The following is a 12,783-nucleotide window of genomic DNA, read 5'->3' as shown; positions in this document are numbered from 1 at the left end:
TCCACTGCGTCCGCAGGGCTAGAACGTCTGACCGAAACTGAAGTAGGCCTGTCCGCCATTCTTTCCGATTCCGTAATCAACTCGGATCATGCCGAGCACAGGCACCATCACCCGGACGCCCACTCCATACCCCATCTTGGTGTTGGAAAGCTGGAATGGCTCACCGATCTTCCATGCCTGCCCCGCATCGACGAACACCACGCCCTGGAATCCCTTCACGATGCTGAACCTGTACTCCGCGTTCGCCAGGGCCATTCTGTCGCCCTGGAAATCCCCGTAGTTGTACCCGCGAACTGTCTCGGCCCCTCCCAGTTTGAACTGCTGATCCTCTGGAAGGGCTGCAAGCCCGAAACCGCCACTGACGCGGCCTGCGAGGATGTGCCCCTCGCGGACCTGGCGATAAATCGAGCCCTCAGCCTCGACTTTGGAGAATGAAGCATCTCCCCCGAGCAGGCCTCCGGCATACTCGACAGACCCCGTGACCCTGTGACCCGCGGCTGGGTTCCACAGATCATCCCTCGTATCGTTCTGCGCTGATAGGGTGAGGGACCGGGTGTTGCCGCCCGCCGGCGTCAGAAGCTGATCCTCAGGGTTCACAGCAGTATTGACAGCATTCTCTATTCTCAGCTTGAGAGATGCAGTGGTATTGAGAGACAGAGACCTCCCAATGGTGACGTCTCCGCCAGTCTTTCGCTGCTTGTACTGGATTGGGGCGGGGGTATCAGGGTTTCCGTCGTCCACATCCTCCGCGGGCGTGTACTTCTTCTCCACGGACTTCGCGAACAGGTTGAAGCCCGCAGATGTCTTCCCGGACTTCCCGACCCAGGGTTCGTGGAAGCCAATCTCGTAGTTCGTCTGGCCGCCTCCGAATTCCGCCCTGAGGTTGACGGTCTGGGCATTGCCTAGGAAATTCTCGTCGCCGAGCTGCAAATAGCCAGTTAGGCCAGTTGCAGAGCTGTAGGTTATTCCCATGTTGGCAGTGCCGGTCTTCCGCTCCTTGACCACATAGTTGATGGCATACTCGTACTTGCCAGGGACCGGTTCCACCTTCGCCTCCACGTCCTCGAAGGCCCCCAGCATGTACACGCGGCGGCGATCGTCGTTTATCTTGTTTACGTCGACGTAGTCGCCTGACTTCGTCTGGATAGACCGCTGAATCACGTAGGCCTTGGTCTTCTCATTGCCGGACACCCGCACATCGGCGACTGTCCACTCGAAGACATTGAGGGAGAGCACGCCCTGTTCCTGAACGGACGGTTCAATGCTCACCCAGTAGCCCTTGTCCTGATAGATCTTTCCAAGAGCCTGAAGGTCCACCCTCAGCGTGTTCATATTGAGCTGGGCGTTGGGCTTTGAGCCAAGCGCTGCCGTGAGCACATCGGAGCCGATCAGTTTGTTGCCGCTAATGCTAACCTTGCTGATCACCGGGAACTCCTGAACGATGACGATCAGTTTGACTCCGCCCAAGTAAGGGGCGGTGTTTGCTCCTAGGTCGGCAAACCATCCTAGAGCATCGATCGCTCCGAATGAAGTGTTGATTGCTTGCTCTGTTAGTTCATCGCCAACCTTGATGGCCATTGCACGGATGATTATGTCCGAATCGATCCTTTGGTTTCCCTGGACTTCGATAGCGGTTACCTTACCCAGCGACTTCGGCTCGGCAGCCCAGGCTGCCGATGAAGCCAGCAGGACCGCGGCAACCATTACCGCCAGAATACCGCAGAACCTACTGAAGCGAACGTCCTTCAACAGTCTCCCCTCCCACATCATGCGACAACTTCCATATCCACAGCACCCTCTGGCTGTGATCATGGGCTAATGGTCGGATTCCCTATTCTACTCCCCCACACCGATTCCTTCTCAGTGCGGGTCCGGGATGAGGACACTGTTGCGGACGAATCCACGCTCTCATCCAGGAGCCTCCCAATGCCGCTCAACATGTATAGACGCAAACGAGCGTCGAGAAGTTTCATGAGGAGTCCTCCTTGGTCAGTTTCTTCTGCCGCGTCAGACCTCATGGAAATGCTGACCTTGCCCGGTTCACCTGTGATGCTTGCGACGATCGGGGGTTCTGCAGACATATCGCGCGCCTCCAGCCCGAACTGGAGCGTCCCTCCTGCCTTGCCCGGAAAGTCGATGCGCCCCGAGACGATCTCAAGCGGAACACCTGACAACTCCACCGCGCCGCCGCTTGCGATGAGAACGCCCTCTGGTTTGGGGTTTCGCACCGATCCGCCGAGCTTAATGGATCCTGGGGCCATGATAGCCCAGGATCCATCCCTCACTATCTTCACGTCATCGCCAAACTGCAGATCCAAATCGAGAACGGCATCAGGCAATGATGGAACCTGGGAGAACCCAGCCGTTACGGCATCCACCTCTGCATGGCTCAGATGTATGTCGCCCGACAGGATAAGGCCGTCTGAGGCGCCGCCCTGCACTAAGAGGTCTGCATTCACCTGGCCCCTCAGCAGCTGATGCTCGAGTCGCGCCCCGCTCAAGATGATTCTCCAGGCTCCTGGCGCCCCTGCGACCTCCGCCTGGCCTCCGCCGATAGTCCCCCTGAGGCTCGGCACGTGAACGACGGCGCCAATGCCGTGCATCAGGTCCGCACCTGCAACGTCCCTCTCCCCTGGCGAACGCCGCGCGTCGGTGTTGGCAATCTCTATGCGCCCAGCGATATCCTGGAACTCCTGAGACCACAGGGGCGTCTTCACGAGGCCGTCCGTGATGTCCACATTCGCTTGAGCACAGCCATTTCGGACATCAACACCTGCGCTCCAGTTTACCCAGCCAGATACCACGCCTGATGCCCCGCCGCCCGCGGCGAGGTCCGAAAGCGACGTCCTCTTGGCGCCGGCGTCAACCCTAATTCCGGACATTGAGGCCATGATTTCAACGGATGCTTTCAGATCATGCCACTCTCCCCATTGAGTGCGGACAGCATTAAGATGAAGGTCGCCCTTTGCCGAAAGCCGCAGAGGATCGGTCTTCGCCACTCCTGGAACAGCAGCATCGAGGCCTAAGGCTACACGCCCGACGAAGCTCGCATCCACGTGGGCAGGGCCTCCTAGATCCTGCGGAAGATCGACGATAGCGTGAGTGACCGCAGATCCGTCTTCTCGAATCTCAACGTCGCCCGTGAATGCGACCCCCCGATATGAGATTCGCGACAGCACCGCTCCTGCGCTCGTCAGAAACCGGGCGCCCGCTGGGTCTAGAAGTGCCGACGCCCTCTCCACTCTGCCCCCAAGGAGTTCTGCCCCAAGCCCCGATACCTGCACCTTTCCGCTTGGCGTTATCGATACTACGGCCTGGGGGCGCCCGACCACAAATGGGGTCTCGGCAGCGTACTCCACACGCTCTGCCGAAACGTTCCAGGAAGAACCGGGGAACGCATCTGCGGTCCGGTCTGGAGAGGACCCAGGCGACAGCGCCAACGGCTGCCCCAAGGCCGCCCGGACCTCCGTGGCGAGAAGCAGTGTTGGGTTGGCCCCGCCAGCTAGCTTCACTTCAGCGTCCCTCACGGATATGGTCCCCCGGAAACCACCAAAGGCACTGCCTGACTGGGCTGCGCGGGACGCGCCTCTATCGCTGCGGAGGCCATTGAGCCTGGCGCGACCGCCACCGCCGTCGCCGGAGGCAAGGAGCTGCATTTCCGGCCAGTCGAGCCGCACTCGGCCCGCCTCCATCGCGGTGATGCTCCGCCCTGGGTTCACCTTGTCGCGAAGAAGACCCCGGAGATCGTATGTGATAGTCAGCTCACTGATGGAAATCGCATCGCCGATCCTAACGTTGGATATCCGAAGCGAGCGGAACCCTCGAGGTTCCACTGCCCCAACGCCCACATCCTCCACGCCGGTGGCGCGGGAGATGGCGTGCTCTATGGCCCGCGATGTAATGCCACGCAAGTTCATGCGCAAGGAAACCGCAATTGCGCAAACGGCCACCAGCAGGCACATGACAACTGCAATCGCACGTTTCACATATATCACCACTCGGTGAGTTCGACATCGGTTCCCCTCCACCTTCGAGCGCGCTTGCGTGAAAACGTTCCGGGCTGCGCATATGTTGAGGACTGTCCCATTAAATTCCACTGGGCAGATCGCCTCGTTGACAGCCACGGCAGTGAGATCTATACTGTAACTGACTGAACGGTCAGTCAGTCGCCGAGGCCTGGCGGAACATCGTTGCCGCCTGTTCATGCGGGCGCCCCGCGGGCTCGGCCAGCGCCGTATGTTTGGAGGATGAGCGTGAAATGATCGTCGTGACAGGCGCAACTGGCCACATCGGGAATGTGCTGGTTCGGGAGCTATTGGCCCGCGGAAAACAGGTAAGGGCCCTGGTTCTGCCGTCTGAAGATACGGGCGCCATCTCAGGGCTGGATGTAGATGTGGTCCGCGGAGACATACTGGATCCGGATTCCCTCGACAGGGCGTTTTCTGGCGCCGAGGCCGTCTACCACGTCGCAGGCCTCGTGGTGATCTCCCCTGAGCAGGAGGCGCTTGTGAACAGAGTAAACGTTGAGGGAACAATCAACGTCATTGCTGCGGTGGAACGTGCAGGGGTAAAGAAGCTCGTGTACACCAGCTCCATTCATTCCCTGGTAGAGCCGCCGAAGGGCCGCACCATCGACGAATCGTGCGGATTCGATCCCAACCGCTCCAGGGGTGGGTATGACAGGTCAAAGGCCCACGCCTCTCTGGCAGTGCTCAACGCGGCCAAGCGCGGGTTGAACGCGGTGATCGTCTGCCCCACAGGGGTGATCGGTCCTTACGACTACCGTGTATCCATAATGGGCCAGGTGCTTCTGGATCTCGCATCGGGCTCCCTCAGAGCCGTCCCGGAAGGAGCTTACGATTTCGTTGATGTCCGTGATGTCGCCATCGGCCACATACTCGCATGCGAGAAAGGCAGGCCTGGCGAGACCTATATTCTGTCCGGCGAGTGCATCACTGTAGCGAATCTGGGCCGGGTAGTCGATGAGGTATCTGGCAGGCGTCGGATCACTCGCGTGAGGATTCCGGCGTGGCTTGCTCGGGTCGCGGCTCACGTAGCAATGACGGTCTCGGCTCTGACGCGGATCCCAACTCGCATCACCAAGTATTCCATCGAAACGCTGCTGTCGAACTGCGACATAAGCAGCGCGAAGGCCAGAAGAGAGCTGGGATACTCACCAAGGCCGCTTCGGGATTCGATCTCTGATTCACTGCGATGGTTTGCTGAACAGCGAAAGGCCCGAGCCGTCTTCTCAAGACAACCCGGGCAGTTGGCGTAGGCGTCCATCCCAGCTTACCAGTCGGATGCAGTCTCGTCCGCAATGGGGACGTCATCCACAGGTGTTTCTATCTCAACAGTTGCCCACCTGATCCCCTCGATGACCCAGTCTGTCGCTACTTTCGACACCACAGGCTCAGGAGACAGTTCCTCTTCAGGAGGCGCGATAGTCGGCTTGGCCGCCTTATCCTGCTGCTTATCCATGCCCTTGGCAGAATCCAGCGGGTTGCCCCGATGGGGCTGCGGTTCCCCGGAAGCGTCATGGGCAGGCGCCTCCTTGCCAGGCGTCCCGGCTTCGTCGGTATAGTATGGCTCAAGTTCCACGACAAGCTCGTTCCCGCGGTAGCGGGCGCCAAGCTTCTCAAGCATTGTGTCCAGATCCATCTTGAGAAGCTCTTCGATGGTCGGTGGGAGGCAGCTGTAATCCTCCTCATCGTATGCAGGGCTTCCACCCCTCACACATATGGAGATCGGACCGCCCGGCACATCCTCTGGGATTGCCAGTTGCACCGTCTTTACGATTCTCTCTCCACGGTACTCTCTCAGAGTCACCTCCACATCGATGGTGTCGCCTGGCTTCACCTGATTCTGAGCCACTTTGACCTTCTCTATGGCGGCAGTGCGGCGCACCGGGTCCACCTGCACGACCAGATCGATGCCCGAGATCTTCGCCCTCTCAATGGTGTTGGAAGCGATCAGGTTTACGATGTCCACAGCCTCCGACGCGCTCGCCCCAGCTACATCCGAATTACTACAGAACGTGTTGATCCGCTCGAAAGGTTCCCTGCCGTCCAGGTCTACCTTGAGAGTGACGGTTGCTGCGCCCTTTCCAACTCGCTCGAGCGTGCGGTCGGTTGCGGCCAGAACTGCGGAGCCGAATACGTCGGCAATGATCAGGTCATCTGTGGTAATCCGTGCGATGGTCTCCTTCTCGCGTCCCGTCTCCCCGTCAACCACCCGCACCCTGACGGGCGTCATCGCCGCATTCGCGCCAGTCCTGCCCAGCATGCCAGTCAGGCGGTCCTGACTGAATGCTCCGACCTGACGTCCTGACGACATCACCTTGAACGGCGATGCGTTCGATTTGAACACGCCATGCACATACGCTGAGCACGCAGGAAGGTCAGTCACACCCACACCGCGCAGAGGGTGGCCGAACGCAAGGAACCTGTCCCCTTCGACGTACGTAACAGTCCCGAATGAAGTGATCTCGATATCTCCCTGCGCAAGCTGCACCCCTATGGCAGAGCCTGGAATTATGGGCTCGACCTGTGACAAGCCGCTGGCAAACGATCCATTTCCACTGACCCCCGCAGCAGCTGTGTATGCAGCGCCCTGCCTGGCCGCAATTCCGAGCTTCTTCAGCGAATCCGCTAGTCTATCGTATGCCCTGCCGGATAGGCCACTCACCATCACCGTAGATGCGACAAGGCCTAGGGGAGCGCCTGTCCAAACTGATGCGCTTCGATCAGCATTGTCTGGATACGACAGCATCCTCATCATGTCCGCAATTGGCGTAACCATCCCCACTGACTGATCCCCCGACGGGAAAACGAATGCTATTGCGCCGATCAGCTTCCCGTCGACATACACCGGGCTGCCGCTCATGCCCTCAGCTATGCCTCCTGCCTTATCAATGGCAGGACCAAAAGCCCGGATCAGCACGAGATCTCCGACCTGTCCGGCCCCGGGAAGCACTCCGAGGATCTCCACTGGGAAGTCCTCCGGCGCCGTTCCTGCGAAGACCGTCCTGCCGGATGCCGCCATACCAGGAGTGAGTTCGTGAACACCCATGGTAGGCACACCGCTGGAGGCGGCCATGGCCGGTGAATGCGCCCAAAGGACGACAATGCAAGCGATGACCGCGAAGGCAAGAAATCTCCCAGACGAAATCCTCCTAAACACTCGACGCAACGCTCCTCTCGATGCCTGTTGACTAGACCAATCATACTCTTTTGACGCTGGATGTCACGCGCAGGTCCATGCCCTCTGCGAACCTTCCAAGGCCGTTAATCACGCACCTCGCGGGGTCAGGAGCGACCAGCGCGCGAACACCTGCCGCTTCCCCGACACAATCGGCGATTCCTCGCAGGCGCGATGCTCCGCCAGTAAGGAGTATGCCGTGCTCAGAGATATCCGCTATTAGCTCAGGCGGTGTTGCTTCTATTACACATCTTACCGCATCGGAGATGTCCCGCAAGCACGCTGACAGTGCTTCGGAGATCTCCTGCGATGTCACACTGGCCTCCCTTGGGAGGCCCGAGGCGAGATCGCGCCCATGCACTATCATGGAAAGGGCAGCGACGCCGCCATGCGCCGCTCCCACTTCCGCCTTCATGCATTCTGCGGCCCGGTCTCCTAACATCAGGTTCCTCGACGAGCGAACGTACCTTATCAGGGCCTTATCGAAGCTGTCTCCTCCAGTGTCGAGCCTGTCCCCAGCAACCAGCCCGCCGATGGCTATCACGCCAATATCGGTTACACCTGCTCCTATGTCTACAACCATATGCCCTGTGGATTCGAACACATCTATGCCGGCGCCAATCGCAGCGGCCATCGGGGCCTCGATCATAGCGATCTCACGCGCCCCAGCCTCCATCGCGGCCTGCCTCAAAGCTCGCCTCTCCACGTCGGTTGCACGCGACGGCGCCGACAATACCACTCTGGGGCGGATGACCGCGCCGCCAATGGCCCTGGCAATGGCCCACCTCAGTATCATCAGCGCACCATCATATCGAGAGATCGCCCCGGCTGAAATCGGCTTGATGAGTTTCCTCTCGTATGGGTCCTTGTACAGAGCTTCGCTCGCTCGGTTCCCGGCCTCGAGGAACTGGCCGGTCCGGGCGTGCACTGCCACTACTGAGCGCTCGTCGATAACCACTCCCCGCCCTCGAACGAAGACCCGGATGTTCTCAGTGCCTAAGTCGATTCCCATGTCCATCTGTGACCACGCCATTCCGCTACCCCCGGGTGTGCCAGGGGAATGACCAGCTTGAACCAGTCACTGCGGGTCATCCTCTGGATTTCGGTAGAATTCGGCCTCAGTCCGGTTTCACCTTCCATCATACATCAGCTATGGAGAGCGGTGCGGTACTTCCTTCTGGTCGCCTCGCCCCCTCTGATATGCCTCTCGGCCTTGTTTTGGTCAAGAATTTTCTTTACTTTGCGTGCAAGCTGCTTGTTGATCGAGGGAAGCCTCTCGGTCACATCCTTGTGAACAGTACTCTTGCTCACATTAAACAGGCGCGCCGTCTGGCGCACCGTGGCCTTGGTCTCAATCATGTGGTCAGTTATTTCAAGGACGCGCCGACGAATGTACTCCCTCATGTGTCGTCCGGCCTCCCTCCCTGTCGTTTGCTAGATAGGTATTCGTACAGGGAGGGATTATTCCTCAGCTAGAACACAAGCCCCATGCAGGACGCGGGATCTCTGAGCTCCCCCTCGCACTCGACCTTGAATCGAAGCACGCTGCCGCCTGCCTCAGGCGATGCCCCCACATCCCCTATGCCAGACCCCTGTTCCACTGAGTCGCCCGTGGATACCAAAAGCGTCCTGAGATTGGCGTAGACCGTTGAGACTCCGCCCCTGTGTTCCAGGACTACTGTGAAGCCGGATGATCCATTCCCAGCTGCCTCGCGCACCGTGCCTGATAGTGCTGCTGACGCCTGCGCACCCGCGTCACACAGAATGTCGATTCCGTCCCTGAATCGCCAGTCCGAAAGGATGGGATCCCGCTGCCAGCCATAGTCCGCGACCACCTTCCCCTGAACTGGCATCGTCATCGTCTCTGGCCTTCTTGGCGCCGGAGCGCTGACCGGCGTAGCTGCATCTAGGCCTGCAGAGATCCAGGTGTCCCCGGTGTCAGTCTTGATCCCAGCCGCAGTCACCTGAGGACCAGTTGGCGCCGTGGCGCGCCATGGCCAGACGAGGGCCGCAGAATAGCCGATACACAACGACACTGCGGCGACAGCCGTAATTACGACCAAACGCGCAGAGATCTTCTTCCTGAGCATGAAACCACCTCGGGGCGAATTCTTCCCCGAGGCAGGCAGGGGTATGCGTGACTTCCAGGCCGAAGGCCACGGAAGCCATGGTGTGTCTATTCCCCAGGCCCCAACCGGATTCTCTGAATCTGAACCCCGGTATAGTAATGCAGGAGAATGCGGTCGAAACTGATGCCGGCAGCTGCCATGCCATCTGCTCCCCACTGACACATCCCGACGCCGTGGCCGTATCCTCTAGTAGTGAACGTGACTTTGCCGCTATCACTGCGCACCGCAAGCGCAGTGGATTTCAAGGAGAGAGCCCGACGGAGGTCGGCTGCCAGCACAGGCACGCCGTACACCGAAACCACACTGGCTCGTGCAGTGGGGGTCGTCGCCGCCACCCTCACTCCAGAAGAGAGCGTCGGAACCGCCCGATCCCTGATTCCCAATGCTGCGATGAGTTGAGCGCTGGTGAAGGTCTTTGATTCTGTAAGCCCTCCTGCCCTTCCCTCGTAATCGCATCTCACAGGGACCAGATAAGGCGCCTTCCGGCCCCAGACATCTGCCGCGTCCTCAGTGACTCCTCCGCAGCAGGAATGGTACACGGCATCAATGAGCTGGCCCTGATATGTCATCACAAGACCATCCGTGTCGGCGACTGCCCCGATGATAGTCCGCACATTGGATATGTACGATGCCACACCCCATTTCCGGACAAGCTCTTCTCTGGAACACCACGCCTGGCAGTGCCCGGGATCGCTGCACATGTCCGCTCCCCTGTGTGCGTCGCACGGCGCCTCCCTGTTCTGGATGATCCTGCGGATAGTGTAGGTCCTCGCAGCCACCGCCTGCGCCTTCAGGGCCTCATATCCGAATGAGGCAGGCATCTCCGCAGCGACCACACCCACAAGGTACTCCTGGAGAGTCATCCGCCTGATTGCGCCCGTGCTGGAATCGTACAGGGAAATGCTCATGATCCCCTCGCGATCCCGGTTCGGCGACCCAATGAGCAGGGCAATCCCACTCGGAACTGCGACTATTACGAGTACGCACAGCAGCGCAGCGATACACAGGAACCTCCCCACAGCCGTACCTCCAGGGGCGCAAAGCCACCTGTAGAGCATATTCAGTCCGGACAAAGCTAGAACCCGCCCGCCAACTCTCTGTAGCTTCGCAGTAGGGCTGGCGAGGTCCAGGCAAATGCGAAGAACCGATGGCTTGGCGCGCGGTGGGCACGCCTGCGGGTGTGCCTACACTCATTGGTGGTGTACCTGACGCGATCGAGACCTGCCGGGTCAGAGTCCCCAACGGCGATCGCGGCAGCGCCAGTTGTCCAAGACGAAGGCATCAGTCGCAGAGTGGAACTTGAAGAAGGCGCGCGATTTCTGTTAGTTTTCGGTTGGGATGGTTAGGGCAGTGAAGATGATACCCTTACAAAGGCCATCGAAGAATCACATAATTCATAGATATCTGTAGTGATTTCGCGAGCTGTTGCAAGGAGGAATCGCTAAATAGTGGGAGGAATCTGTAAGTGCCAAAGAATCAAGCCACAAATCCTGCAAGATGCTCTCACCTTCTATGTGCTAGTGTTCGCTGCCATGTGGCTATGCACGCGAGGTGGAAGCCATGGCCGAGGCAGTTTCTCGCAGGTCCGCTCCCACTCATCTCGAGGCTCAAACAGCGTCGTTCCGCCTGTGGCGCCTTCTTGCTGCGCTAGTCGTGTTCCTCTGCGCGACTTGCGGTGTCGCTTCCTGCGCTTGCGCATCGAGCCCGGCTTCTGAAGTGCATTCTCCCCTCGTGTCCATCAACGCGGCATCCCAGGATGCTAGGTTGGTGATCTCCCAACTCGCATCGGCTGCTGGCGTGAACATCGTTATCGATGACGCCATCAACGCGAAGATCACCGTTTGCCTTGTAAACGTCCCCTTCGAGCACGCTCGAGACGATAGCCAGGGCGTCGGGCGCCCAGGCAACGGTTGACGGAGACCTGTACATCGTGATGAGCGGGTGCAGGTCTTCGACGTCTCCGCCTGGGATCTTCAGTCAATCCTCCCACTGATAGAGGCAGTAGGGAAAGACATTGAGGCGCAGCCGTTCTCTGAGTTGAAGGCTGTAGTGGTCCGAGGTCCGTACAGTCAAGTAAATGCAGTCAGAGCGGCGCTTGATGGCTACCTTAGGAATCCGTCCCACAGTCGGCTCGAGAGTCAGGCTTTTCGGCTCGTCCGTCTTTGCTACGCCGATGCCGCTGAGACCGCGATGTCTCTGCAAGGCCAATTTCAGTCAGCAAGGCTGACGCCCATAAGAGGCGCGAACGCCATCGCAGTAACCGCACCCGTCGAAGATATGGATCAGGTTGAGAACGCAATTGGAGAACTCGACCGCGTTCCAGCCCTGATCTCGTTCGACGTCGAGATTGTGGAGGCGTATTCCGACGATATGGGCTCCGTGGGCATCGACTGGCAGGGAAGTCAAGGCCAGCCGGTGTTCACGCTCGCGCTGAAAGAGACGGAGCTTCCCCCGGGAACCACGCCGCAGGAATTCGGGGACGTGTTCAAGGCAAGGCCGTGGCTGAGGAGTGCGCTTGAGATCGTAACACACATCAGAATGCTTGAGAGTTCGGGCAAGGCAAAGGTTCTAGCAAGGCCAAGCATCACGACGCTCGAGAACAGGACCGCAAGGATGGTATGGAAGGGTGATACAGTACAACAAGTTCACCGTCGGCGATCCCTCGGCGAATGCATCATACAACAGGTATACTTACGATGGCATCGGGCGGCTTCTGACAGTGGAAAGGCCAGCACAAAGCCTTGGCGATCCCAAACGCCCCGTGTATAGCCGCGTCTACGACGATTCCAAGTTCTCAGTCACAATCGCTGAGCCCATAGCCGACGACCGCAGCCACAGAATCAGGGAGACATGCGACGGCCTAGGTCGCTTCGTCCTCGCGGAGCAGGAAGAGGAAGATTGGCGGCAGGTCGCCCGTGTGCAGTACGACTCGTTGGGATACGCGGTGCGAGAATACGATGCGTTCGGCACAGCGCATGAGACCAAGCACGAATACGATGCGTTCGGACGGAGGATACGAACCTACTATCCCAAAGAGGCAAACGTAAGCGATGTTGACAGGACGTTCTCTGAAGTATGGCGCGTCAGCGCTGGGTCGGTCCCCATGTCACTGCCGCCAGCCCCGCCTGAGATGGCGCCGGTCGGGTACTCGGCTGCGGTCCGATGGGAGAAGGAGAGCGCCCCACGGAGAGTCGGGGAGCCTGAGCGACTAGCATACCAGGGATACGACATCGCGGGCAGGCTGCTCTGGAGCGCTGTGCAGACGGGCCCGGGGTTCGGCGACTGGGCCGCATCATGGTACAAGTACGACGCCCTGGATAGAGTGGAGGCCAGCTGGGCATACAGGCAGGCAAGCACCTGGGACAAGACTTCGTACGAATACAGCCTGCACTTTGAGAAACCAACTTCGATGACTATGCCCGGGACCGGACGCCCCGAACCGAAGCATGTGTAC

11 protein-coding genes are annotated in these 12,783 nt (G+C 59.3%); 4 read left to right on the top strand and 7 right to left on the bottom strand.

All coding sequences use genetic code 11. The features are described 5' to 3' along the window. Positions 1–18: 18 nt before the first annotated feature. Positions 19–1,749 (bottom strand): BamA/TamA family outer membrane protein, encoded by a 1,731-nt coding sequence (locus VB144_15100; protein ID MEA4884953.1) that lies wholly within the window; start codon positions 1,747–1,749, stop codon positions 19–21. A gap of 59 nt (positions 1,750–1,808) precedes the next feature. Beyond that, positions 1,809–4,097, bottom strand: coding sequence for a hypothetical protein (locus tag VB144_15095; GenBank protein ID MEA4884952.1), 2,289 nt, complete (start codon positions 4,095–4,097; stop codon positions 1,809–1,811). Positions 4,098–4,258: 161 nt separating this feature from the next. On the opposite strand from VB144_15095, the gene VB144_15090 reads away from it, so the two are divergent. Continuing rightward, positions 4,259–5,278, top strand: a complete 1,020-nt coding sequence (locus VB144_15090) for an SDR family oxidoreductase (protein ID MEA4884951.1) — start codon at positions 4,259–4,261, stop codon at positions 5,276–5,278. Positions 5,279–5,292: 14 nt separating this feature from the next. Here VB144_15090 and VB144_15085 read toward each other — a convergent pair whose 3' ends face one another. The 5 genes from VB144_15085 to spoIID all read right to left on the bottom strand — a co-directional run bounded on the left by VB144_15085 (position 5,293) and on the right by spoIID (position 10,348). Beyond that, positions 5,293–7,182 carry a SpoIVB peptidase S55 domain-containing protein gene (locus VB144_15085; protein MEA4884950.1) on the bottom strand — a complete coding sequence of 630 codons (1,890 nt, stop codon included), beginning with the start codon at positions 7,180–7,182 and terminating at the stop codon, positions 5,293–5,295. Between the two features lie 40 nt (positions 7,183–7,222). Next, the gene (locus VB144_15080; protein MEA4884949.1) at positions 7,223–8,233 is read right to left on the bottom strand and encodes a rod shape-determining protein; all 1,011 of its coding nucleotides are present in this window, start codon (positions 8,231–8,233) and stop codon (positions 7,223–7,225) included. Positions 8,234–8,346: 113 nt separating this feature from the next. After that, the gene (gene spoIIID / locus VB144_15075; protein MEA4884948.1) at positions 8,347–8,604 is read right to left on the bottom strand and encodes a sporulation transcriptional regulator SpoIIID; all 258 of its coding nucleotides are present in this window, start codon (positions 8,602–8,604) and stop codon (positions 8,347–8,349) included. A 68-nt stretch (positions 8,605–8,672) separates the two neighbouring features. Then, positions 8,673–9,290: a M23 family metallopeptidase gene (locus tag VB144_15070; protein MEA4884947.1), complete on the bottom strand. Its 618-nt coding sequence runs from the start codon at positions 9,288–9,290 to the stop codon at positions 8,673–8,675. 86 nt (positions 9,291–9,376) lie between these two features. Then, positions 9,377–10,348 carry a stage II sporulation protein D gene (gene spoIID, locus VB144_15065; GenBank protein ID MEA4884946.1) on the bottom strand — a complete coding sequence of 324 codons (972 nt, stop codon included), beginning with the start codon at positions 10,346–10,348 and terminating at the stop codon, positions 9,377–9,379. A gap of 541 nt (positions 10,349–10,889) precedes the next feature. Between spoIID and VB144_15060 the strand changes: the two genes are divergently transcribed. From VB144_15060 to VB144_15050, 3 genes are all read left to right on the top strand, one after another. Continuing rightward, positions 10,890–11,243, top strand: coding sequence for a hypothetical protein (locus tag VB144_15060; GenBank protein MEA4884945.1), 354 nt, complete (start codon positions 10,890–10,892; stop codon positions 11,241–11,243). A gap of 27 nt (positions 11,244–11,270) precedes the next feature. After that, entirely contained in the window at positions 11,271–12,098 is an 828-nt protein-coding gene (locus tag VB144_15055; GenBank protein MEA4884944.1) for a hypothetical protein, read from the top strand. Further along, on the top strand, positions 12,049–12,783 hold a 735-nt coding region (locus VB144_15050), incomplete at its 3' end, for a hypothetical protein (protein MEA4884943.1). The genes VB144_15055 and VB144_15050, both read left to right, overlap by 50 nt.

Source organism: Clostridia bacterium (assembly GCA_034926675.1).
Taxonomy (GTDB): Bacteria; Bacillota; DTU025; order DTU025; family DTU025; genus JAYFQW01.
This window is presented reverse-complemented; position numbering and strand designations above follow the sequence as displayed.